Consider the following 26,134-nt stretch of genomic DNA (forward strand, 5'->3'; position numbering starts at 1 on the left):
ACGGTAGCTCACGCTAAGCATGATTAGGTGTGCGTTGATAAGTTATGGGATGGCTGTTACTGCTTCTGTTTGATTGCATATGTTTAAGATATTAAAGCCCGCATTACGCGGGCTTTAATATCAGATGTTAATTACTGCTTGTTAGATTACAAACGGTAGCTCACGCTAAGCATGATTAGGTGTGCGTTGATAAGTTATGGGATGGCTGTTACTGCTTCTGTTTGATTGCATATGTTTAAGATAATAAAAAACCCGCATTTAGCGGGTTTTTTGATGTACCTAGATTTACTTGATACTTGAATTATAAACGGTAGCTCACGCTAAGCATGATTAGGTGTGCGTTATAGTCGTGGCTGTTACTGCCAAAACTCAACACATTCCAAATATCATCTGGCGCGATATTATTGGCTGCATCGTTATCTTTGTAGTTTTCCATCTTATAATCTAAGCGAAGATCCATTTTCTCTGTCGCTTTGTATAAGGCGTAAACATTAACGTTGTGCACTTTGGCGTAGTAATCACCGTAGTTGCCGGTTATACCTTGGCTAACTTGAGTGTTACTGTTTGAGTCAGAGTAAGTGTAATCAACACCTAAGCGCAGCTTTTGCTCCATTAGGTTGTTGTAGCTAAAGCCTGCACCTAGCACATCAACTTGATCTTCAACGCTGCCATACCAGTTTGGCGCACCTAAGTTGCTACTACCGGCTTGTTCTGAATCGATGTTTTGACGGTTATAAAACGCCGTTAGAGTCATGTCATCATTGATGAGGTAACTCACACTGGCGTCATAACTCATATCTTTCGATTCAGTTAAGCCGATTTGCGTTTCGTTATAATCATCAAGCGCGTAACGCACACCAAAATCTAACGTTAAGCTATCGATTGGACTGTGAGTGACACGGGCTTCAATCTGGGTACGGTTTCTGTCTGCAAGGTTATACTTGCGTAGTAAGTCGTTTTGCTCGCTTGAGGTCCACTCTGACGCTTGGTAAGTCGAACCATCACGCTGACCGTAACTACCTTTAATCCACATATTCCAGTTGGCAAAAGCGCTTAATTGGTATTTTGCCCAAAGTGTGCTTTCATCAGTGGTTTCACGATCTTGATAGCTGCGTTCATCCTTACGGTAATCCAAACCACCTTCAAGTTTATGACCACGTGCTAGACGGTAGTCTGCACCTAGCTTAGCTTTGTGGGTTGTGATGTCGTATGGCGTGTTATAAGCCGCTTGACCGGTTGTAGAGTCGATTGAAATTTGCGTCCATTCTTCTACATTAGTCTTGTTATCACGGTCGCTATAATCGTAGCTGGCGTTTAAACGTAGTTGACGGTTAATACGCGAAACAACTTTAAGGGTTGCACCTTGAGTATCAACACGACCATCTAGTGACTCAGCTGGCATTTGGTAACCGTAACCAGAGGTATTGAAGTCCTGATCTTGAGTCATCTGACCAAAGTACACGCGGCCATTCATGATAGTGCGACCCGCCACATATTGACCTAATACCGAAACCGTATGGGCTTCGTTGTCCGGGTCGAGTGACATATAGCCTGTGGTTTGCGCACCAAAGGTTGGGCTAAATGCGTTTTCAAATGACAGTTCGCTGTATGCATTTTTAAAAACAGAACCATTATAGTTTACCGCTGTATACCAGTTGTCGCCGGCAAAGCGCACACCAGCTTCAATAGTATCAGTAGTATAATCAACAGGTTCAGCAATCATCATTGATTGATTGTAGAAGCTACCTGAAGCTTGCTTTAAACCTATTTTGTCTTCACGTTGGTAATTAACGTAAGTGCTCCACAGTGTTTCTGCTTGGTATTCAAAACCTAGTCCTGCGCGTTCACGTTTAAGTGAAAGCTCAAGCGGATTTAGGCTTGAGTACAAGTTGCTCATGTCTTGCGTGCTGCCGCCATGAACCCAGTCACCCGGTAGGGTCAGGTTATCGCCGCCAACACCTTGATAAGGGCTCATAGCCTTATCTGTTTTGTAGGTTGCGATTTGACGATAGTTAAGGTTCAGATTGTATTGGCCTTGCTTACCAACATTAATGTCAGCGCTGCCGTTATCCATTCCTAGGTTGTCAGCTTCAATTGTTGCTTGGTAGCCGTTTTCACCAGTGTATTTCACATCAGCGTCAACTTTACCGGCAAAGCCGTCTTCGGTTGCAAACGCATTCGCTGAACGAACGTCATCACTGCTGCTGTAGCCCGCGCCAATACCTACGGTACCCGATACGCCTTTTTCAACTTTACAGTTTTTACAAACCCACTTTTCGAACTTTACTTTTTCGGTGTTCGCATTTTGAATACCGTAGCCGTCAGCTGCGATGGCTGCGCCAGATAGCATACCGGCATGGGTAATCAAAGCGAGCGTGACTAAATTTAGTTTGAATTTCATCTTCTCGTCTCCCTTAGCGCTGGAATAGCTTGCCAGATGGATGGTTAGAACCATGGATCTGGTTGTGACAGTTCAAACAGCTACGGCCGCCGGTCATGGCGTTGCCGCCTACCGTTGAACCTTGCTCTGTGTTGCCAAATAGTGCTTGTCCGCTATGCGCAGAAGAGTGACATTGTTGACAAAGCTGTGGAGCACGAGTTTTAAGCATGCCTTCATTCACGCTACCATGTGGGTTGTGGCATGCTACGCAGTCTTCAGTTACGGGTGCATGCTCCCACAATTTTGGGCCGCGTTTTTCCGCATGGCATGAGTAACAGGTATCGTTAACCGTAGGTTTAACAAGATCTGAGTCGCTCATAGTGCCGTGTGGGTTATGACAATCGCTACATACCATTTGAGCCCATTTCATTGGGTGGCTAGAGCGTTTGTTCATGTCAGCTTTTTGCTGAGTGTGACAGCTAGTACAGACTTCCATTTCAGTGTTTTTAGACAGAACTGGATCTTTGGCTGTATGCACTGAGTGACAAGAGGCACAAGCCACGTCAGCATTGTCATGGTGACCACCATTCCAATCCATACGCTTGTCGTCTTTATGACAGCTCATACAAACACTGTTTTGTAGCTCAGGTGATAGTGTTGATTCTGGACCAAAGGCGATCATTGGCTCGTTACCGCCGCGGTTATGTTTACCCATTGGGCCATGACATGCTTCACATTGAAGGCCTGCCATTGGACTCTTGCTAGAGTCAACAGAACCATGAACACCTTTGAATAGGTCCATGACTTTTTCAGATTTACGGTGACACATAAGGCAAGAGTCTGCACCTTTTGGTGAGTACTTACCTTCAGCGAACTTCTGATCCAGTGTGGCTTCAACTTCATCAGGAGTCATCTTAGCGTCCCACTTAGATGCTGCTGCAGTGTGGGCAAAACCAAGAGAAAGAACTAGCGACGCCATAATAGCCGGTAGTAGGGTTTTTAATCTTTTTGTGATCTTCATAATAGCTTCCTAAACTTGCACAATTTTGAAGAGAAAGTAGGGGAGAGGCCTCCCCCTTTTCTAAACTCTTGGACTCAAGTATTTAATGCTTGAGTCCAGCTGAGTTGCGCAAATTACATCTTCACAGAAGTGTGATCGCCTGGTGTTGGTGCGTGGCAGTAGAAACAGCTTTCTAGCTGTGCTGCATCATTTGCTTCTTGCTTAGAAACACCGACTAATGCACCTTGGCCTTCAACGTGGGCTTTGAAGCTATCCATGTTGTAGCTGTGACAAGAGACACAAGTTGCTGCGATAGGCGTTGTGTATTGACCGCCATCAGTTGCAATAGCGCCTTTCTTCTTGAATGCATCACGATCAAAGTCGTTATGACACTGGTCACAGTTCATGCCTGGGATCACTGCGTAATCACCTTGGCTGTGTACTTTGTGCAGTTTCATTTCGAGTGCGCCTTGGTTTGCACCGCCTGCGTATGTGCCATCTGGTGTGTGACAAGTGGTACAAGCATCGACACCGATAATTGGCTCACCGTTAGCATCTTTGCTGTGAGAAAGTTGCTCTGTCATCACGAAACCTGCGTGATGTCCGCCTTTATGGATTTGGAAATCATCAGAGTGACAGTTTGCACATGAAGTAAAGTTTACTGAGTCAACATGGCGCATGCTTGGTGCTTCACCTGATAGTGTTGCAAAAGCAAGGTCAGCTTTCATTGCTGTGTATTTGCTGGTGTCGTTACCGTCAAAGCTTGGGTCATCACAAGTGACAAACTCGCCTTTTTCAGAACACATTGCCCAGCCAACAAATGTAAAGGCAGTTTCAGCGTCTTGACCCGCAGCAGCTAGCTTAAGATCTTTAGTGGTTGTATAAACTAACTTACCAGCTTCAATTTTGGCTTTAGCATCGACAACGCCATTTTTGATAGCATTAACAGAGTCTTTACCGCTGTAACCAAGAGTCACGTTATTTGGACCTACGTTAGTGATCACTTCGAAACGTTGAATCTTTGGTAATAGGCTGGCGATATCAACTTGTTCACCATTGGTATCCACAACTTGAATGCTAATGGTTGCAGCTTCGGTAGTTGCATCAATTGTAGATGCGACATTAATACCGTACTGGTCGATTAGTGCAGCGGTATCTTCAAAACCAACAGTGTGTAGCTCTTCCGTCCAGCTCGCATTATGACAAGCGATACAGTTTGAGTTGTCAGCTTGTTGAGAGTGACCTTTACCAGCGACAAAGTCGATGCCTGTATGGCAGCTTGTACAAGTTTCCATAGTAGGAACGCTTGACCAGTTGCCCCATTCTGCTAAGTCAGTATTGCCTTCTTCTGGCGCAACGTGACAAGTTTTACAATTATCTTGAACGATAGCGTTAGCTGTTTCTGCACTCTTGTCCATGTCTCTGCCGTACATTTTTGCATCGTTGTGTACGTTATGGATTAAGTGATTGTAGGCAATCTGTGGCTTACCTTTACTATCAGCCAATTCTTGGGTATGACATGCAGCACAAGTTTCTGAAGAAGTATAACCGTGGTAGATTTTCTTACCTTCAGCGTGGCATGAGTTACAGCTAGCGGTTGCAACAACATTTTTAGTGTAGGTAGCTTCATAGCCTTCACCAGAGAAATCCTGCGACAGCTCAGTACGAGGTACAGTTGTTTCACCGTCAGCGAGTGTTGAAGCACTTGCAATGATGTTATATCGTTGAGTTAGCTCAGAGTTGTAACCTTCAACTGGAATGCTGAAGCTATAGTTACCATTCTTTTTGTCTTCAAATTCTTTTTGTGAACCAATGTATTGCCATTCAGCACTGTTACCCGCACCAGTAGAACCTTGTGGTAGAAGTTGCACAACTTTTTTCACTTCAAGCGCCGTTAGACCTACAACGGGTAGATCTTCTTCGTTTGTCGCAAACACATTAAGCGTTGGAACGCCATCAGCGTAGGTTACATCAGTCACTTTTAGGTTAAGTGTGTTGATGTAGTCAGCTGCTGGACCACCAGGGTTACCTGGATTACCGTCGTTACCATCATCACCACCACAGCCTGTTAGGGCCATGGAGACAGCACCGGCTGCTAGAAGCAGCGCTATTTTAGATTTGTTTGTATTCATCATTTTTTCCCTGCATAGGTTTGGCACTGTCTTAAACGTGTGGCTCGATTGATTGAGGCCAACTGTAATTTTTTAATTTCCGCTTAAGTCAATGCTGGAAATAAGATTCCCCAAGGAAAGGCTAACGTAATGTAGGGCTAAAATCTGCATATCAGGTGCTAAGATGTGACATGGATCTGTCTATTTATAAAGAGGTAGGTCAAGGTGTCGAAGATGAACTATAAAGTTGCTTTTATTGGTTGGGTGTGTTTGAGCTTGGTTGGTATTTGTTTGCGGACTTGTTGTTGGTGGCGGTTATAGAAAAGGGAGGCAAAGCCTCCCTTTTTTTATCACATTAACTTATTGAGCTTAATGGGATTAGTGACCGTGTGCGTTAACGATTTGCTCTGGAGAGTGACAAGTTGCACAGCTCTCTTTTGCGTTAATCGCAGTGTCTTTATCAAGTGCGTCTAGAACACCACCGTTAGTTTCGATGTGAGCACGAGTAGACTCGTTGAACCAAGGATCTGTTGGACGGTGACAAGTTAAACATGCACCTGCATCAGAAGATGCCCAAACAGCTTTGCCTTCGGCATTGACATCTTGCCATACACGCTCAGGAGAGCGACCTAAAGCAATACCTTCAAGTTCGCCGCTCTTGTCATTTTCAGCGTGACAAGTTGCACAGTCTGATTTGACTACAGTACCAGAATAGTGACCTTCTGCTTTATGGGCTTTATAAGCAAAGTTTGTTGGAACAAACTTGCCTGAACCCCAATAAGTTTCAGATAAGCCTTTGTCAGACACGTGACAAGCTTGACAGTTTACACCGTTACCATAGTGAACGATTTCTTGGTTATGACAGCTAGAACATTTCGCTTCATCGATGATGCTACGACGTTCTTTTGCAGCTTCTGTTGTATCTGTGCCATTCCAAGTAAAGCGCAGTGGCTGGTCTTGAATGTAAGCTGATGGGTTTAGCAATACATCAGGTTTTTCAGCATCGTACACACAAGCTGCTGGAACTACTTCTGCGACACCATAACCACTTGACTTAAAGCAAGTTGCAACACCAGCAAATAGTTCAACACTCTTGCCTTCTAGATCACTAGGTAGTCCTAGCTTGCTATTTGTGCTGTTAATGCTAAATGTTTTCGTTGTTTCGTTATAAGTTGAAACTTCTGTATTAGTTAGCGCAAAACCACGAGCACTGTATTTGCTTGTATCGCTGTAAGCTGGGTAATCTTTATCAATATCCCATGAGAAATAGATGCTTGATTTAGTATACTTGCTTGGGTTTGCGATAAACTCTTTAGCTACCGGCTCACCGTTACCGTCAAGGATTTGTACGTCGAATGTCAGTACATTTTCAGTCGCTTTTACGTTAGTAAACTTAGCTGAGTATCCTTGACTATCTTGATAGCGTTTCATCACGTCGCCGTGGCGCTTTTCTGCATTACCTGTACCTGGGTAGGTATCAGTCGCGTTGTGACACGCAACACAGTTAGTGCTTGAGTGGTTCTGAGATGGCTTCTCTGTATGACAACCGATACAAGCAGTATTGCTTAGATCAGCTTTGAAAATATCTGCATTTGCAGGAGCATTTTCACCTTCTACGTGACACGCTGTACAATCAGCTGCAGGGTTTTGTGGGTATTTCACATCACCGTAGTCATGTACGCCACCACCATATCCAATTACCTTGTAAGGCGCTGGTACCATGCCGTCTGCAGTGCTAGTCATTCTGTTGCTACCTTTATGGATCGCGTGGATCATATAGGTAAAGTCAACACTGTTGCCTGATTCTGGATCGCCAGATGTTGCCGTGTGGCAAGAGGCACAGTTTTCAACGTCGATACGGCGACCGCCATGGAAAGCAAGGCTGTCTGGCTGGTGACAGGTGTAACAGGTTTCAATTGCAACGACATTGCGAGTTTGAATACCGTCTGTCATACCTGTTGATGGTTGCCAGTCAAAATGCGCGTTAGCAGCAAAATTTGGTAGTTCTAATTCTAGCGTCGCGCGTTGAGTGCTTTCAGCGTCGTAAGCTACGGCAACTGGTGCAGTTACATCGGCAATATTTTGCTGGAAGCTATAGGTATAAGTACCGTCACCATTATCAACAAAGCAAGTGTCGCAATTTGATGCTTTTTCTACTTCTGCTTGGAATTGCTTTGAAGGATTAATATTGCTTTCGCCTTCAGGGATCCAATCTTCATTCGGAGATTTTTCAGTGTTGATATATGCTTGCCACTGGAAGCCTCTATCTGCTTCGTTTTCACCCATTAACTCAGTAACATGAGTTAATTGAGCGATACCAAAGCGTAAGTCATGATCTTTTGTTAGACCAAGTACCGCAACGCCGTTGTCATTTTCAAGTTTGAAATCAACCGTTACTGTACCCGCATCAACAGTTGCATTGGTGAAAATAGCATTAACGCTTTTTGCGCTATCAATGCTAACGCCAATTACGCCATCTTGGCCGTCATTACCGTTATCGCCATCACTACCACAGCCAGTGACTGCTAATGAAAGCACCCCGGCTGTAAGCAGTGCTTTAGAAGCAGCGCTTAGATTAAATTTGTTCATCATTTTATGTCCCTGCAATAGTTTTTTAATCATCACTAACTGCTGGTTTTATCGGAGAACAAAACTGATATAACCGCAATTAGTGTGTGGAATTTTATTTCCAACACTAAGGCTAACTAAGCGGGAAGCATTTAGCAGGTGTTTTAACGCCTTTATGTGATTAAGGTCAGACTATTTCTTTAGGGGTATATAGAAAGTGCCCATTTTAGGACTATTTTAATTATCGATTAATAATCGTTCGTCGATAAAAGTGTTTTTGTTGTTAAAATGTAACGTTTTTTGCAGGTAGGTACTTTGATGTTTATTTAGGTGTGTTTCTTTTTATTTTCAAATATAAATAGGCAAGGTTAGTTAAGGTTTATGCGGTTAAAAGCGTAAAAAAAGCGAGAAGATACACTTCTCGCTTTTTGAACTTTTAGACAGCATTAAGCGGTATAAATAATCGAGTTATGGAGACTATTTATATTGAGTTGGGTGCACTTCATCTACCCCGAAAGATTTACCTTCAGCGTGACAAGTTGCACAACTTTCGCTGCCAGTATAACTACCTAATGGTGCGCCAAATACACCGCCATTTGACTCAACATGCGCAGCAAAACTGTCTTTGGTGTGGCATGAACCGCATGCGGCTGCAATTGGTGAGTATTCAAGAATGTCATCACTGCCATTTTCACCTTGGTTTAATACTGCGGGTAAGCTAGCGGTATTTTCCAATGCTAATTGGCCTTTTTCATGACAAGAGGCGCAGTCACCATAGTGCTTAGTAAAGGTGATGCTTTCATTACGATTACTATTTACTTTGGTACGCTTATTGGCATGTAAGGTATGGATCATCACTTTATAATCAAGTGAGTTTTCTAGACCAACTCGGCTGCCTTTAAAGGCACCATCTGCGACCGCGTGCAGTGCTTGACCTTTGTGACAAGATACACAGCTACCATCAGTTAATGATAAAGGTTGCTCTTTACTATCTGGCATATGGCATGAGCCGCAAGAAGTTCGTTGGTGGAACGATAAATCAATTGCTTCATCGTGACAGGCTTGGCATGCACTTTCAGATGCGCTATTAAAGCGCACTGTAGCAACTTCTCCAATCGCCGCAAAAGCTGCGGCGTCAGTAGTTACTGTGGCAGTGATGTGATCTTCAGAGCAAGCAATTGCCGCTTGAGTATCGCGAGAGGCACAAATAGCTAAGTGACTCATTAATGCGCCAGTTGTAAATTCAAGTCCATCTAGCTGTACCGTGTATTGATAACCATCGTTGCTAGGCTCTATGGTGATTTCTCCGGCTGCAATGGCGGTGCTATCGGCTAGGTTGATCATTTTGTGAGTTGCTGTCAAATCGCCTCGAGTCATTTTCCATACGTCAGCAAAGTCATTGTGCTGGTTTTCTACCACTTGAATATTAAGCGCACTAATTGCTTCATCTTCGTGTGGTGCTAAAGCGCCTTGTCCCTGGTAACTGACGTTAAAGCTTAATGTTTGTGTGTCTACATCCAATACACCGTTAGAAACAGAGAACTCATAAGCTTCCTTAGCAGAGGTAAGCGTTAGCTCTTTGTTTAAGTGATACTTGGCTGCGCCCATAGGGTTGCTTTCATCAGCGTGGCATGCTGCGCAGTCGCGTTCAGCATATTGGGGAAACTGCTCCGAGTGGAACAGGCCACGCGAAGTGCCGTCCCATTCTGGTGCGGCAAACTTTTCATGACAGCTTAGGCAAGCTTCTTGACGATGGAAGTGGAAATTATCAGCTTGAGCTGGGGCCGTTTCACCTTCAATATGACAAGACTGGCAACTTTTGCTGTCAGCAGGGAAGGTGGCATCACTGTAATCATGTGCTTTACCACCATAGCCAATCATAAAGTAATCGCCTTTATGTATTTGGTGCAGCATAGAGCCAAAGTCGATAGTGGCACCTGTTTCTGGATCGCCAGAGTACGTGGTATGGCAAACGACACAGTTTTCGATCTCGATACGCTTACCGCCGTGTAATGACAATTTTGGCGCCCAAGCATGCTCATAGTCGTCATTGTGACAACGTATGCAAGATTCCTGTAGTTCAACTAAGTTACGTGTTTCATCCGCTTCAGCTGCTCTATCTAAAGCAGGGATAAAGTCGTAGTGAGTGTTGATTAAGGTTGCGTTAGAGACCACATTTGTTGGCTTTAGCTCAAGGGTAACTCTGTGAGTTAGCTCGCTGTTGAATTCGGTGTCTAAACCTTCAATTTGCTCATATTCATTAAGTGACTTAGAAAATGTATAGCGGTATTCACCATGGCTTAATACCTCAATACAGGCTGTTTTACAGCTGGTTTCGATATTTGCTTGAATTTGTGGACCTTGGTGCTTATCCCAGCCTTCAGGTAATGCTTGTCCGTCAGCGATATCGCCAGGCTGTTTGATGCTATTGATATAGCTAGTCCACTGGCTGGACTTAACGCCTTTATACTGCTCTGCTTCTGGCTCTGGTGAATCATGGCCCGGCAAAGGTCTATCGCGTTTTTGTAATACATCAAGCTTAGCAATACCAACACCGAGGGCGTTAATATCTTCGAAAGACTCTAGGCCTGATACTGCAACACCATTAGCGGTGAGTAGTTCAAAGTCGACACTGACTGTGCCCTCGGTAACATTGGCGTGCAATATATTAGCTTTAAGGCTGGTAGCCTGCTGAATGTCGATGCCAATATTGCCATCATTACCGTCATCGCCATCTTTGCCATCACTGCCACAACCAACAAGTGCCACTGAGAGCAGACTTATTCCAATGGCTGATTTGACAGCATGTTTAATATTATTTTGCTTCATCATTTTTCCCTGCATAGGTTAGCTGCTATAAGATTTTTATCTTTATTTAGCAGGAGGATTACCTCAGTCAGATCTTATCCAAAAGAGCGAGTCCCTTATAAGGGCAAACAATTAAATGTGAACTAAGTCATTGGCTTAACTTCGGGATGTTAATTTATGTTAATTGCACATTTATTCAGTTACTTAAGAGGAGGAGTCGAGTGGTTTTAAGTTAGGGTTAATATTTGGCCATTCAAACTTAAATTAGGCTTAAGTAATAAAGTTTATTTGGTGGTAAATTTGACATAAGTCAAAGCAGTAATGATGTTTTAGGCTGTCAATTTAACCTAATGATTACATTGTAAATAGTGGATCGTTGCTTAATAGATCTATTGCGGTTTCTATTTGGTAACACTTTGTTGGGCAGGGTGTTAACTTGCAATCCATTTCTGGCTTTTTAACGTTTGTTCTTTATCGGTTAGGCAATAAAAAAGAGGCCGAAGCCTCTTTTAGTCGCAGTAACCGACTGCCTTTACAGCATGTGTTAATTATCGCTTTTAGTTACCGTGGATCTCCATTAACTGCATGGGACTATGGCAAGTTGAACAAGCTTCAGCTGCTCGAGTGTTAACGTCATCTGCACTCATACCATCCAAAATACCGCCGTTGGCTGTAATATGGTTAGCACCAGAATCACTCAGGTATTTTTGGTGACAACTTAAACACGTGCCAGCATCTGAAGATACCCAAATATCAGCGCCAGTTTCTTTATCACCATAACGCCATACGCGATCACTTGCTCGACCCAGTTGAATGCCGTCAGGCGTATGGCAAGTTGAGCAGTCCGTTTTCAGAACTGTGCCTGATTGTACTCCTGCATACTTTAGGTAATGACCATCCGCTTCGTGCGCTTTAAAGGCGTAACTTGTTGGCTTTTTACCACCAGGATAGCTGTCATCTGTTTTGGTGGTTTTGTCTGAGGTATGGCATGTCTGGCAGTTATAACCATTGTTGTAATGATAGTTTTCTTGATTGTGGCAACTTTGGCACTTAGCTGCATCAATAATTGAACGGCGCATAGCTGCTTGCATAGTGTCATTCATTCCACTACCTGACCAAACAAAACGATAAGGTGCTTCTTTAACTGCTACCGAACGCGTTGAGTCTGAGCAAGCAGTCATTGCTATTTCGTCAACAGCGTAACCACCATTGTTGAAACAGACTTCGATAGTTGACCAGAGTTCAAAGGTTTTACCGGTTGCATCCGTTGGCATGTCAAAAGTATCGGCGACAATAGTGAAAGTTTTGCTCGTCGCGTCATAAGTACCATCTTCGAGCTTAAAACGGCGATTGCTGTATGATGCATCCGAGTATGAAGGGAAGTCTTTATCGGTGTCCCAGGCAACAATGACTCTGGTGCTTTGTTTTATAAACCCTGCGTCAACGGCGGCACCATCGGCATCGGTTACCTGTACGTCAAATTGCAGATCCCCCATGGCATCTAGACCAATATTACTAAAGGTAACCCCCATCGCTTCGGCTTCAACATACGCTTTAAGTACATCACCGTGGCGTTTCTCTGCGCTACCCGTGCCAGGATAAGTATCGGTTGAGTTATGGCAAGCGACACAATTAGTGCTGCTATGGGATTGAGATGGTTTTTCTGTATGGCAACTTACGCAAGCAGTGTTGCTTAAATCAGCTTTAAATAGATCGGCATTGGCAGGGGCACCATCGCCTTCAACGTGGCATGATGAACAATCTGCGGCAGGTTTTTGCGGATACATGACTTTACCGTAGTCATGCACACTGCCGCCGTATCCCACAATTTTATATGGCGCAGGCACCATACCATCTGGAGTGCTGGTTTCACGGTCCTGACCTTTATGTATCGCATGGATCATGTAAGTATAATCAACGCTATTGCCACTTTCTGGATCGCCAGAAGTCGATGTGTGGCAACTGGCACAATTTTCCAATGCAATACGGCGACCGCCATGAAGCGCTAAACTTTCAGGTTGGTGACAAGTGTAACAAGCGGCAATACTTACTACATTGCGGGTTTGAATATCCGTAGTCGCACCGGAAGAGGGTTGCCAATCATGGTGGGCATTTGCGGTCGCTTGTGGCAGTTTTAGCTCTAATGTGGCTCTATGGGTATTGTCTTCACCATAAGTGATGGTTAACGGCTCAGTTACGTCGGCAATATTTTGTTGAAAAGTATAGCTGTAACTGCCATCTCCGTTATCGACAAGGCATTCTTCACAGTTACTTGCCGCTTCAACATTAGCTTGATACTGAGGAGAAGGGGTGAGATCACTGGTATCATTTGGTGGCGTGCCTGGCTCTTTAAGCTCATTGATATAGGCCTGCCATTGATAACCTCTGTCTACCTCTGCGTCACCAACGGTTTCGGTGACTTTGGCTAATTGGGCGATACCAAAGCGCAGATCATAATCTTTAGTTAACCCAAGGACTGCAACGCCGTTGGCGTTTTCAAGTTCGAAGTTAACCATCACCACACCATCAGTCACAGTGGCTTGTGTAAACTGGGCTTGAACACTGCTGACTGAGTCAATATTGACACCGACAACGCCATCAGCGCCATCGGCTCCATCATTGCCATCACTACAACCAAAAAGTAGTGCTGAAGCGGTGAGCGCAATCAAACTCAGTTTTAACTGTTTCGTTTTTATATCCATAATTTTGCGTTCCATTGTTTTTGCGCGTGCGTTTCTGCTCGCGTTTTGCATCACAAATTTGTTGTTCATTTAAAAGAAAGCGGCCTAGTGCAGTTTGCCTAGGCCTTTTATTGTTATTGTATTGGGTGGACTTTTAGCACATCAGCTGTTGCACCTTGCCCGTGGCACGTCGCACAGCTTTCGGTGCCGGCCGTTGCATCAGCTTCGGTGCCTTTAAATACGCCGCCTTGCTGGGTCATATGCGCGATTGCGGAATCGCTAAGGTGACAGGTGCTACATATTGCTGAGGTCGTGCTAGTAAAGGTGTTATCATTAAAGGCTAATGGCTGCACGGCACTGTTAAGTGGAAGCGCTGCAGTCAATACGCCTGAATCGTCAGTGGTATGACATTGAGCACAATTACCGATATTGCCCGGATAATTGATGTCAGGGTAACTCTCTCTTGAACCTGCATGTAGAGTATGAACTAGGTGTTTATAATCCGCTGTAGATGCAGCTGGGTTTGCTGCTGTTGCCTCTGCAAGCATATTCGGATTATGGCACAGCTGACATTGCTGCTCGAGATCATTACGTGAACCATGATAATTAAGTTGCTGATCACCATGACAGCTGCCACAGGTCTCATTAGTGACGACAACGCGGCGTCCTTGCTCTGTTATGCTTGTGGCACTATAAAACTGGTAGCTCGATTTGATTGTGGTGGTTACATCGGTATCTGCGCAGTTGGCAAGCATGGTGTCATTGCTACATAACTTACCTTGAAGAGCGAGTGTACCTTTATCATTTGCAGGTTCATCACTTAATGTGAGGCCTGCAATTTGATAATGATAAACGCTGTTACTGCCTGATATTGGCTCAACATCTTGTAGCTTTATCGATTTGGCGCTGCGGGTGGTGTAATCAACACTGATCCCAAAGTTGGCATACACACGTAGATCATCAATAAAATCAAGCTTGTCAGCGCTATCACTATAAACTTCATTAGTCGCAGGGTTTGATAGCCTTACTGAAAAATCAACGGTATCACCATTAAGCTTAGCGCTAACCACTTCAACATTAAATTGACCTAACACTGCATCGGTATCAGCTTGACTGTGTGCGCTCATGGTCCAATCTGGATTATGACAAGCGACACAGTTGCTGTTATCAACTTGTGCTGGGTGACCTTGGCCACTAGGGAAGTCGATATTGGTATGGCAGCTTCCACAAGCTTCCATAGTTGGCACGCGCGCCCAGTTCATATTTTCGGTTAATGTTTCATCGGCAACGTGACACGTTTGGCAATCTGCAAGTGATACAGGAAAGCCGGTAAGGTGCTTGCTATGCACCATAGGTGCGAACACATTACCTGGGTTACTCACTTTGTCGACGTTATGACAGGTCACACAGGTTTCAACTTCATTATATTTACTGCCGTGGAATGCGAGATCGTTATGGCAGGTATTACAGGTTCCCATATCTATGAGGTTGCGGGTATAAGCGGGTTCGCTGCCCTGATCTTGCCAGTCATAATGTTGGTTAGTGATAGGTAAGTCGGTGCCATCTGGCAGACTGTCGCCACCGATCTTTATTACAATGCGTTGGGTCGCACCGGGCATAAAGGCAATATTGTTCATGCCATTAAAGGTACCACTAAAGGTATAGCTATATTGACCGTTTTTGTGATCAACAAATTCACCGTCGCAGCTGCTATTACAGGATTCAGAGGTAAAGTACTGCCACTGGCTAGCATTGCCTGCATTGGTAAAACCTTGAGGTAATAATTGCGCAGCAAGATAGGTGGCTGATGGCACGCCGACCACTGGTTCATCGGTTTCGTTGCTAACGCGATAATTTACTGTGGCGACACCGGAATCGAACGAAACGTCTTTGACGCTAATGTTAAGCGTACTAATCTCGCTAGCAGGCGGACCGCCTGGTTCCCCTGGGGTTCCTGGACTGCCGTCGTCTACGCTACAGGCCGCTAATGTACTCATAAGTAGCACTGAAATTAAGGCTCTTGTTATGTCGATAGCCTTTAATTTTTTTGCGATTGATTGTTTGTACTTTGGGCTGAAACCCATCAATTCAATGTTCAATTTGATATCCTCAATTCCCTTTAATTGGTATGACTCGCCGTGACTTTAATTACAAGTCCGTTAATGGTTTAGGCTAAAGCTCATAGCTAAAGGTGAAACCAACGTAGTGAGAACTATAGTCATGGCTAAGATCACCAAAAATTAATACATTGGGGATCGCATCTAGGGCTAGGCCTTGGTTGAGCCAATCTGAATCTTGATAATTTTCAAAGATCCAATCCAAACGTAACGCCATTTTTTCGTCCAATTGATATTTGGCAAAGGCATTTATATTGTGCCTTTCGGCAAAATAGTCACCGTAAGGAGAGCGGATCCCTTGAGTCACTTCTGTATCGCTTTGGCCATCTGAGAAGCTATAGTCCAAGCCGAGATTTAACTTCTTATCTAGTAAATTGCGATAATCTATTCCTGCGCCAACTAAGGTCGACTTTTCATCTGTGTTGACATACCAATTTGACAAACCAAAATTACTGCTTCCGGCTTGGTCACTGTCTCGCCAATCTTGATTGAGGTATGCGTTGATAATGAAATCGTCATTTAATAGGTAGCTTGCAGAAAGGTCGTAACCTTGGGTATCGACTTGAGTGAGACCCACTAAGGTGTCGTCATAGTCATCATTGCTAATACGCACATTGGCACTTGCCGAAAAAGCAGACTCAGGGGTATAGCTCACACTCAGTTGATATTGGTCGCGTTCTCTGTCCGCAAGGTAGGACTTTCGAAGGTAAGGATTGCTTTGGCTGCTGGTGGTATTTACCGGATTATAGGCGCTACCGGTTCTGTCACTAAATTCAGCTTTTAGCCATGCAGACCAAGCTGATGATATTTTGTAATTCACTTTGGCTGATAAACCGTTTTGGCGCAGTCTATCTCTGTCTAAATCGCTATAATCGTTATGGTCGTATTGGTACTCTGCATCGAGATAAACGGCTCGATTAAACCGATACTTAGCACCAACTTTAGCTTGTTGCCTTGTTCTATCGTACTCAGGGTTGGTTGCGGTGCCTGCGTAATAACTATCGGTGACTACTTGTGGGTAGGAGTTTAGGGCGGTTTTATTGTCTCTATCTGAATAATCGTAACTTGCTCTGATATTCAATCCACGCAGCGGTCGGCTATTGTACTTAAGTCTCATATCTGTGGTGTCGACTTTACCGTCTAAACTGGTGACAGGCAAAGCTGGACTGGGGCCATTGATTGTTGCAGGTAAAAAAGCGTCATCTTGGGTGAAGCTTGCAACGCCTAGATGCATCAAGACTTGATGACCATTACCACTAAGCTGCGCATTGGCACCAACACGGTAAGCTTTATTGTCTGGCGCTACAGAGCTTTGTCCTGAGTAGGCTGCGCCAAAAGTAGGCGTGAAGGCATTTTGCCAAATGAGTGAGCTGTGATCGTTATTGTATTGGCTAAAGCTAGACTCTATACCTATAAGCCAGCCTTGGCCGTTAAAGTATAACTTGGCACCAAACTCATCAGTGCTGTCATCAATAGGTTGGGCTAGCATAGCGCTATTGGTAAGAAAATTGCCGGAAAAGCTACGCTTGCCTTGGCGCTTTTCATGTTGGTAATTAATATCTGCTTGGTAAAACCGACCTTTATAAACCGCATCAATTAAATAGCGGTCTCGCTGAGTGCTCAAAGAGACCTGCTGTGCATCGTCATATAAAGTCGGCATTTGAGATGTCACAGCCCCTGTTTGCCAGTTGTCAGGTAATACTAGCTTATCGCCTGAAGCAGAATAGGGGGTTAATGCTGCGTTAGTGTCGTAATGGGCTAGAGCGCGATAGCCTAAACCGATTTTATATTGACCAGTACGTCCAGTTTCTAAACGCGCACTCCCAGTATAGTATCCAAGCTTATCGGCGACAAAAGTAGTTTGATAACCTGAGTCTGATTTGTTGACAAGGTTGGCATCGATACTGCCGACAAGCCCATCTTTGTCTGTACCACTGGTATTACCAAAATGAATATCATCCGCATCATTGTATGCAGCGCGAACGCTTATATTACCGCTGAAACCTGACTCGACTACGCAACGCTTACATTCCCATTTAGCAGTGTTGGCTTTGTCTCGGTTAGCATTTTGTAAACCATAGCCTTCTGCAAAAGCGGGTGAAATGCTGGCACCAATTGCCAGCGCAAGCATAGTGAGCTTAGTGTTGATAGGCGTATTAAATCTAAACATGTCTGCCACTCCTTGTTAGCGCTGCAATAATTTGCCAGATGGGTGATTAGAACCATGAACCTGGTTGTGACAGTTCATGCAGCTTTGACCTGCATTAAAGGCATTAGGATTGCCACCAAAAACAGCATTTGAGGTGTGCCCAACAGAGGCGTGACATTGTTGACATAACATTGGCGGCTTAGTGGTTAACATCGCTTCGTTAACACTGCCATGGGGGTTATGGCAAGTGGCACAGTTATCGGTTACGGGGGCGTGCTCCCATAGTTTTGGACCGCGTTTTTCCGCATGGCAGGAATAACAATTTTCATTAACGCTCATTTGTTTTAGATTGGCATCGGCTAAACTGCCATGGGGGTTGTGGCAGTCACTACAAACCATTTGTTGCCATTTTAACGGGTGAGCTGAACGTTTATTGATATCGGCTTTTTGCTCAGTGTGGCAGCTGGTACAAACGGCGACTTCGGTGCTCTTATCTGCAATGGGGTCATTGCCGGTATGAACTTGGTGGCAATCTGCACAGCTGACATCGGCGTTATCATGGTGGTTACCTTGCCAAGCCATACGATTGTCGTCGTTATGGCAACTCATACAAACACTATTTTGTTTTTCAGCAGGCACAGGGGAATCAGCACCGAAGGTAATCATCGGCTCTTTACCACCGCGATTATGGTTGCCTTGTGGACCATGGCAGGCTTCGCATTGCAAATCTTGCATTGGAGACCCTTGAGCATTACTGCCATGTATACCATCAAACAGCGCCATGACTTTTTCACTGCGCCTATGGCACATCAGGCAAGAATCTGCGCCTTTAGGGGAATATTTACCTTCAGCAAATTTTTTATCGAGTATGGCTTCAACTTCTTGTGGGTCTTGGTCGTCCCAAGGGGCGGCAAACACGTTGAAGCTAATTATCAACACTGCTGATAATAAGCCACGCGCAATTTTGCCAGAGAAGCATCCGGTGTTCTTGTTCATCATCTCATCCCATTCGCTTTTTTTAGCGATATTTTTGATAATTTAATATTAGTAGTTTTGTAAATTACTAATGCGTAATCATAGTGGGTTTTTGTGACAAATCCATAACAAAAGTAAGGTGTTTATAGCTTAACCCTACTGATTTTAAAGATCTTAGTGGTAGGTTTTAGACTTTAGTCTGTATTGGATGTTATTTTTATTAACACATGTGAAGTGTAAATAATAACCATTATTATTCAGAGGGTTCTTTTCCGACTTATTTATCTTTAAGCGAAGCGTTTATTAGTTGAGAGATTTATCACATAATAGCGAACACAATTGAAAACTATTATCGTTTACAGGCCTAAATCTTGATCTAGGTAAAGTTATTGCTTGCTCGTCTCCTTTAGAATCGACGTTAATTTCAAAGAGAGTCGGGGCCTGTAAATAGGTGGAATGCACAATGAAGTTAAGTGAATTGAATCCGGGCGATATCGCCAGAATTTCTCAGGTGGGTCAAATAGACTTGCCAGCCGTAGTAAAGCGCAAACTCCTTTCGATGGGGATCACCCCAAACACTCGATTCTCATTGATCCGCAGAGCGCCGATGGGCTCAGGTGTTGAGTTAGATATCCGTGGCAGTAAATTATGTATGCGTCGCGATTTAGCAGATATTATTGAGGTTGAAAAAGCGAATGGCTAAACAATTTAACTGCGTTACTGTAGGTAACCCAAATGCGGGTAAATCTACATTATTTAATGCGCTTACCGGATCTAATCAACAAGTTGGTAACTGGTCAGGTGTAACGGTTGAGAAAAAAACCGGTCAATTTGCTTTGCAAGGAACTGACGTATTTTTAACGGACTTACCGGGGATTTACGATCTTCTTCCTGCAGGTAATAGCTGCGACTGTTCTTTAGATGAACAGATTGCTCAGCAATACCTGGCTGACCAAGAAATTGACGGCATCATTAACTTAGTTGATGCGACCAATATTGAACGTCATTTATATCTAACGATTCAGCTGCGCGAGCTGGGTATTCCATTAGTTGTAGTACTAAACAAGATTGACGCAGCACTTGAGGGCGGCATTAAAATTGACGTTGCCAAGATGAGCCAAGAGCTCGGCTGCCCTGTGATTGCTGTTTGTTCGCGTGACGCGAAAGATATAGACAAGGTCAAAGAGCAATTTGTGGCTTTACTTGATGGTAAAGTTTCTGAAGCACCACTGGTTTTAGAATACGATACAGAGATTGAGTCTGGTGTAACCAATTTGCTCGCTCAAGATGACTCTTTAAGCCGTGGCCGTGCATTGGCGATGTTAGCTAATGGTCTTGGCTGTGGTAAATGCAAAAACAGCCAAATGGCGAGTGAAGTAGAACAATACTCTCAAGCACTGTCTAGCCAAGGCAAAGATATCGAAATCATGGTTGCGACAACGCGATTTGATTTTGTTGAGCGAGTATTTACTTGCTCGGTAGACAGCGACAACCGTGAAACCTTTACTGATAAGCTAGATAAAATCGTACTGCATCCTGTTGCTGGTATTCCGGTTTTCTTGTTTGTTATGTATTTGATGTTCATGTTCAGTATTAACGTGGGCAGCTCGTTTATCGACTTTTTCGATATTACCGCTGGTGCTTTGTTTGTTGATCACTTAGGCGCGTTTATGACCAGCCTTGGTTCACCTACATGGTTAGTCACGATTATTGCTGGTGGTATTGGTCAAGGTATTCAAACAGTTGCGACCTTTATTCCTGTTATTGCTGCTTTATTCTTAGCACTATCAGTATTAGAGGGCTCTGGCTACATGGCGCGTGCTGCGTTTGTGGTTGATGGTTTGATGCGCCGTATTGGCCTACCTGGTCGAGCGTTTGTGCCTATGATTGTCGGTTTTGGTTGTTCAGTGCCTGCAATTATGGCAACGCGTACTCTAGGCAGTGAGCGTGAGCGTATTGTGACCGGTATGATGGCGCCGTTTATGTCTTGTGGTGCTCGTCTGCCTGTATACGCATTATTTGCGGCAGCATTCTTCCCTGAATCAGGTCAAAACCTTGTATTCTTACTTTATATCATCGGTATTTTTGCCGCGATCGGTACAGGTTTATTGCTACGAAACACATTATTACCAGGCTCTAGCAGCGCGGTAGTCATGGAACTTCCAAGCTATGAAAAGCCAAAGTTCAAAACGGTAATGGCGCGTACAGGTAAGCGTACTAAGAGCTTTATCATGGGCGCAGGTAAAACCATTGTTATTGTGGTGACTTTGCTGAACTTTGTTAACGCGATTGGTATTGACGGTTCATTCGGCCATGAAGATAGCTCTGAATCAGTGCTGAGCGTTGCAAGCCAAAAGGTGACTCCTTTGTTCTCGCCAATGGGTGTTGAACAAGATAACTGGCCTGCAACGGTTGGTATTATTACCGGTATTTTTGCTAAAGAAGCCGTTGTTGGTACTTTGAACAGCCTATATTCAGATGGCGGCGCGGGTGATGATGAGCTAGCACCATTTAGCGAAACGCTAACTGAAGCGTTAGCTACGATTCCTGAAAACCTATTTGGTATTGCACCTGAAGATCCATTATCAATCTCTGTTGGTGATGTATCGTCAGTTGAAACTGCATCGGAAGAGTTAGAAGTAGATACCTCTACCTTTGGCGCACTGCAAGCAGGTTTCGCCGGTGTTACCGCAGCATTTGCTTACCTATTGTTTGTTTTACTCTACACGCCATGTGTAGCTGCAATGGGCGCATTAGTTAACGAATTTGGTGGTCGCTGGGCAGCCTTTGCTGGTCTGTGGACATTCGGTCTAGCTTACGGTGTAGCGACAGTGTTCTATCAAGCGGCAACCTTTGCGCAGCATCCATTGCAATCAAGCCTTTGGATTGGTTTCTTTACTGTGGCGCTAGTGGTATTTTATGTTTGGCTTAAGAGAAAGGGTAAGAAAACCCAGACTATCATTCCAGGCATTAAAGTGATTACGGAATAACGCGAATAGCGTATACTGTTATCAAGTAATAAAAAGCAGCGATAATTCGCTGCTTTTTGCGCTATATATGCTTATGCTATAGCCAGTAGAGTAGGTTTTTAAGCCGCAATCGTTGATCCTTTACAGAAACTGTAGGATTATGCGTTTTTAGTTTTTAATCATCGTTCGCAAAGAGGATTTCCATGAGTCATGTGGACACTGAAGTACGTCCTAGTAACTTCATACGTAATATCATAGATGAAGATCTAGCCACGGGTAAGCATTCGAGTGTTCAAACTCGTTTTCCGCCAGAACCAAACGGCTTTCTTCACATCGGCCACGCTAAGTCTATCTGCCTAAACTTTGGTATTGCACAAGACTACAAAGGTCAATGTAACTTACGTTTTGATGATACCAACCCTGAAAAAGAAGATATCGACTACGTTAATTCTATTCAGGCTGATGTGCAGTGGCTCGGTTTTCAGTGGGATGGTGACATTCGTTATTCGTCAAATTACTTTGACCAACTGCATCAGTACGCCGTTGAATTAATCAACAAAGGCTTAGCTTATGTATGTTTCTTAAATGGTGACGAAACGCGTGAATACCGTGGCACGCTTAAAGAGCCTGGTAAAAACAGCCCGTTCCGTGATACTACACCTGAAGAAAACTTAGCGTTATTTGAAAAAATGCGTTTAGGTGAATTCAAAGAAGGTGAGTGTTCACTGCGCGCTAAGATTGATATGGCATCACCGTTTATGTGTATGCGTGATCCTATCATCTACCGTATTCGTTTTGCTCACCATCATCAAACAGCTGACAAATGGTGCATTTATCCAATGTACGATTTCACTCACTGTATTTCTGATGCGATTGAAAACATCACTCATTCTCTATGTACGCTTGAATTCCAAGATAACCGTAGATTGTATGACTGGGTGTTAGATCATTTAGATGATTTCCAAGCGCCAAACAGAACTCGTCAGTATGAGTTTTCAAGACTTAACCTTGAATACACGTTAATGTCTAAGCGTAAGCTAAACGACTTAGTGGTTCGCAACTTGGTAACAGGTTGGGATGACGCACGTATGCCTACAATCGCAGGTTACCGTCGTCGTGGTTATACAGCAGCTTCTATTCGTGAGTTTTGTAAGCGTATCGGTGTGACTAAGCAAGATAACATGGTTGAAGTGGCCATGCTTGATGCTTGTATCCGTGAAGAGCTAAATGACTTCGCACCACGTGCGATGGCAGTGATTAACCCAGTTAAAGTGGTTATCGAAAACTATCCTGAAGGCCAAGTTGAAATTATCAACGCGGCAAATCATCCTAGCAAGGAAGAGATGGGCAAGCGTGAGCTATCTTTTGGTCGTGAGCTGTTTATTGATGCCGATGACTTCCGTGAAGAAGCAAACAAGAAGTACAAACGTTTAGTGCAAGGTAAAGAAGTACGTCTGCGTAATGCATACGTGATTAAAGCTGAGCGCTGCGAGAAAGATGCTGATGGCAATATCACCACTATCTTCTGTACTTATGATGACGAAACTTTGGGTAAAAATCCAAGCGATGGTCGTAAAGTTAAAGGCGTTATTCACTGGGTTGAAGCAACGACTGCCAAACCAGCAGAGCTTCGCATGTATGAAAGATTGTTCAGCGACCCTAATCCAGCAGCAGCTGAATCTGTTGATGAAGTGCTAAACCCACATTCATTGACCATTAAACAAGGTCTAGTTGAAGCAAGTCTTGTGAATGCTGAAGCTGAAAAAGCGTACCAGTTTGAGCGTGAAGGCTACTTCTGCGCCGACAGCAAAGACTCTACTTCAGACGCGTTAGTATTTAACCTAACTGTGCCATTAAGAGACTCTTTCGAGTAAGCTTAATTTAAGTTATGCTAGCCATAAAGCATGAGTACTAAAAAAGCCGACATTACGTCGGCTTTTTCTTGCTTTCATTTTAGTCACTTATATTATTTGCTTGGTTTTAGCTTACTAAACAGACAAAGCGGTATTACTGATACATAGGGCCAAAACCCACACTCCACAGAATAACGCTTGAAGCCATTAGGCCAACTAACAACACTAAACCTGCTGTGACTACAGAGCTTGCGTAAATAAAGCCTTTTTCTTCAGGTATATTCATAATAATCGGCACGCCTGTATAAAGCAGGTAAACCGAGTATGCTAGGCCAGCAAGGCCGACAACCATAATAAACCACAGCGTTGGGTATAAAGCCGATAAGCCGACCATAAACAATGGCGTTGCGGTATAAGCCGCGAGTTCGAGTGCTTGGGTATAGCTAGGTTTTGCATCAAAGGTTTTAGCCATCCAAAAAGCAAGATAGGCGAGGGCGAATACTCCTGCGATTAGCCCAAAATACATTCCAGTAGACATGATCATAGCGCTTTCAGTTGTTAGGAACTGACGCTCTCCAACTCCTAAGTCCCAACCAATTTGTGAGGTACCAATGAATGCACAAATGGCAGGTATTAGTGCAATGATGACAATATGGCTTAAGCTACTGCGCAGCGCTTCGTGGTTTTTTTCAATTGTGTGCCACTCTTCTTTTGGATGAGTGTATAGCCCCATTAAGTGATTCAATATCATTATAGTTATCCTCGTTGGCTTTTAGCTTTTATATTAATTTGGCTCGCCAAACTGCAGACGAACTTGTTACAGCTCTAAGGTTATTTATTGAACAAAATCTGCTAAGAGTCAAGCCTGTCAAATTAAGCATAGGTCTAAAGCTAGGATTGTGCTGAGAATTGCTGATAAAATAGTGTCACTAACAATGCCTTGATGGACTCAAGATGAACTCAGCTGTACAGCAATTATTAGCACCGATTAACTCCTTTCTAAAATGTGAAACTCCAGATAGTTGGGTTGCAGAAGCTAAAAAGCCTGAGCGATTAAAAGGCTTGCTAATTGATCACTGTAATTGTGAGTTAAAAGCTGCTCAGACTGCGATGTTTGTGGTGCGAAAATATTCGGTGGACGAGCAAAGTGGCCAAGTATTGCAAGCTTGGGCTAAACCTTATTCTGATTTTGTTTATAGCAAAGATAGAAGTATCGAAACTTTTTTGAACACTAATAGCAAAAAGAATGAGCTTGCGGCAGAGTTGGTTGGGCGTTGTGATTTTGCGCATAGCGAAGATTTGATTGCTAAGATGGTGCGCTTGATTAAAGAAGAGTTTCATCATTTCGAACAAGTGTTAGAAATTATGCATAATCGCGGTATCGCTTATCAAAGTGCCAGAGCGGGGCGGTATGCTAAGGGCATGATGAAACAGGTGCGAACCCACGATCCAGTGGCCTTAGTTGATAAACTTATCGTCGGGGCTTTTATTGAAGCGCGTTCTTGTGAGCGTTTTGCTAAGTTGGCACCGCATTTAGATGAAGAGCTTAAGAAGTTTTATATTTCGTTGCTGCGCTCTGAAGCGCGCCATTATCAAGATTACTTAACACTGGCACAGGCGATTTCAAATACCGATATCAGCGATAGAGTTGCACATTTTGCGGCAGTAGAAGCTGAGCTAATTTTAGCTGATGATACAGATTTTAAGTTTCACAGTGGCTCGCCTATAAATGCTGTTAACACTGAGGTTGCTTAAGTTAGAAGCTTGTAGGAGTTAGCGAAATAACGGCAAGTTATCGATTACTTGCCGAAAGGGAGTTCAATCAGTTCTACACTGTCTTTAGTAACACTTAGCATGCTGCCTTGCTCGTACCAATCTCCCACCACAATACGGCGTTTACCATTGGGTAACTGATGGATTGCGGGTCTATGGGTATGGCCGTGGATCATTTGCTCAGTTTGAGTGGCATTAAGCAGCTCAAGTACCGCATCAGGCTCAACATCCATAATGGTATAGCTTTTTTGCTGATTGCTGCTCTGACTCTTACTACGCAGTTTTGCCGCAATATCTAAGCGTTTGGACTTAGGTAAATGGGCATAAAGCCATTTGGCCCAGCTTTGATTTCTGAATCGACGAAAACGTTGATAAGCCTTATCGAGCGTACATAAGCTGTCACCGTGCAGGATTACACTTGGTACCCCGTATAAATCTATGTTGTAAACTTCTGGAAGTAAGCTCATGCCGCAGTCTTGGGCAAAACGATTACCGATTAAGAAATCTCGATTACCGTGGATAAAGAAGATCGGCAGCTTTAGAGACGCTTTTTTGATGGCATCTGCAAGTTGATTGGCAAACGGCTCGGCAATATCATCGCCGACCCAGACTTCGAATAAGTCACCAAGGATATATAAGGCATCCGTATCGTCAAGCTGAGTATCAAGAAAGGTAAGAAATGCTTGGGTGATATCGGGACGATCTGCACTTAAGTGCAAATCGCCCACAAATAGAGTGCGCATCGAGGCA

15 protein-coding genes are annotated in these 26,134 nt (G+C 43.9%); 4 read left to right on the forward strand and 11 right to left on the reverse strand.

The window, feature by feature from the left end; all coding sequences use genetic code 11:
• Positions 1-301: 301 nt before the first annotated feature.
• The 9 genes from L2748_RS00005 to L2748_RS00045 all read right to left on the reverse strand — a co-directional run bounded on the left by L2748_RS00005 (position 302) and on the right by L2748_RS00045 (position 18,813).
• On the reverse strand, positions 302-2,401 hold the full coding sequence (locus tag L2748_RS00005) for an MtrB/PioB family decaheme-associated outer membrane protein (protein WP_220780569.1): 2,100 nt from the start codon (positions 2,399-2,401) through the stop codon (positions 302-304).
• A 13-nt stretch (positions 2,402-2,414) separates the two neighbouring features.
• Positions 2,415-3,401: a DmsE family decaheme c-type cytochrome gene (locus tag L2748_RS00010; protein WP_220780568.1), complete on the reverse strand. Its 987-nt coding sequence runs from the start codon at positions 3,399-3,401 to the stop codon at positions 2,415-2,417.
• A gap of 113 nt (positions 3,402-3,514) precedes the next feature.
• On the reverse strand, positions 3,515-5,515 hold the full coding sequence (locus L2748_RS00015; protein ID WP_220780567.1) for an OmcA/MtrC family decaheme c-type cytochrome: 2,001 nt from the start codon (positions 5,513-5,515) through the stop codon (positions 3,515-3,517).
• Positions 5,516-5,869: 354 nt separating this feature from the next.
• A complete protein-coding gene (locus L2748_RS00020; protein WP_220780566.1) occupies positions 5,870-8,083 on the reverse strand; it encodes an OmcA/MtrC family decaheme c-type cytochrome in 2,214 nt (737 codons plus the stop codon).
• A 453-nt stretch (positions 8,084-8,536) separates the two neighbouring features.
• Positions 8,537-10,888: an OmcA/MtrC family decaheme c-type cytochrome gene (locus L2748_RS00025; RefSeq protein ID WP_246616124.1), complete on the reverse strand. Its 2,352-nt coding sequence runs from the start codon at positions 10,886-10,888 to the stop codon at positions 8,537-8,539.
• Between the two features lie 536 nt (positions 10,889-11,424).
• Positions 11,425-13,584, reverse strand: a complete 2,160-nt coding sequence (locus L2748_RS00030) for an OmcA/MtrC family decaheme c-type cytochrome (RefSeq protein WP_220780585.1) — start codon at positions 13,582-13,584, stop codon at positions 11,425-11,427.
• A 98-nt stretch (positions 13,585-13,682) separates the two neighbouring features.
• A complete protein-coding gene (locus L2748_RS00035; RefSeq protein WP_246616122.1) occupies positions 13,683-15,545 on the reverse strand; it encodes an OmcA/MtrC family decaheme c-type cytochrome in 1,863 nt (620 codons plus the stop codon).
• A gap of 175 nt (positions 15,546-15,720) precedes the next feature.
• Positions 15,721-17,835 (reverse strand): MtrB/PioB family decaheme-associated outer membrane protein, encoded by a 2,115-nt coding sequence (locus L2748_RS00040; RefSeq protein WP_220780564.1) that lies wholly within the window; start codon positions 17,833-17,835, stop codon positions 15,721-15,723.
• Between the two features lie 15 nt (positions 17,836-17,850).
• The gene (locus tag L2748_RS00045) at positions 17,851-18,813 is read right to left on the reverse strand and encodes a DmsE family decaheme c-type cytochrome (protein ID WP_220780563.1); all 963 of its coding nucleotides are present in this window, start codon (positions 18,811-18,813) and stop codon (positions 17,851-17,853) included.
• Between the two features lie 439 nt (positions 18,814-19,252).
• On the opposite strand from L2748_RS00045, the gene L2748_RS00050 reads away from it, so the two are divergent.
• The 3 genes from L2748_RS00050 to glnS all read left to right on the forward strand — a co-directional run bounded on the left by L2748_RS00050 (position 19,253) and on the right by glnS (position 23,632).
• Entirely contained in the window at positions 19,253-19,492 is a 240-nt protein-coding gene (locus L2748_RS00050; protein WP_220760411.1) for a FeoA family protein, read from the forward strand.
• Complete coding sequence (feoB, locus tag L2748_RS00055; RefSeq protein WP_220780562.1) at positions 19,485-21,779, forward strand: Fe(2+) transporter permease subunit FeoB; 2,295 nt, start codon at positions 19,485-19,487, stop codon at positions 21,777-21,779. The genes L2748_RS00050 and feoB overlap by 8 nt, the downstream gene beginning before the upstream one ends.
• Positions 21,780-21,961: 182 nt before the next feature.
• Positions 21,962-23,632, forward strand: a complete 1,671-nt coding sequence (gene glnS / locus L2748_RS00060) for a glutamine--tRNA ligase (RefSeq protein WP_220780561.1) — start codon at positions 21,962-21,964, stop codon at positions 23,630-23,632.
• Between the two features lie 133 nt (positions 23,633-23,765).
• Here glnS and L2748_RS00065 read toward each other — a convergent pair whose 3' ends face one another.
• Positions 23,766-24,362, reverse strand: a complete 597-nt coding sequence (locus L2748_RS00065) for a Yip1 family protein (protein ID WP_220780560.1) — start codon at positions 24,360-24,362, stop codon at positions 23,766-23,768.
• 203 nt (positions 24,363-24,565) lie between these two features.
• On the opposite strand from L2748_RS00065, the gene miaE reads away from it, so the two are divergent.
• A complete protein-coding gene (gene miaE, locus L2748_RS00070; RefSeq protein WP_220780559.1) occupies positions 24,566-25,366 on the forward strand; it encodes a tRNA isopentenyl-2-thiomethyl-A-37 hydroxylase MiaE in 801 nt (266 codons plus the stop codon).
• A gap of 44 nt (positions 25,367-25,410) precedes the next feature.
• Here the strand turns inward: miaE and L2748_RS00075 are convergent, their stop codons facing one another.
• On the reverse strand, positions 25,411-26,127 hold the full coding sequence (locus L2748_RS00075; protein ID WP_220780558.1) for a UDP-2,3-diacylglucosamine diphosphatase: 717 nt from the start codon (positions 26,125-26,127) through the stop codon (positions 25,411-25,413).
• Between the last annotated feature and the right edge of the window lie 7 nt (positions 26,128-26,134).

The organism is Shewanella sairae, assembly GCF_023283535.1.
GTDB lineage: Bacteria > Pseudomonadota > Gammaproteobacteria > Enterobacterales > Shewanellaceae > Shewanella > Shewanella sairae.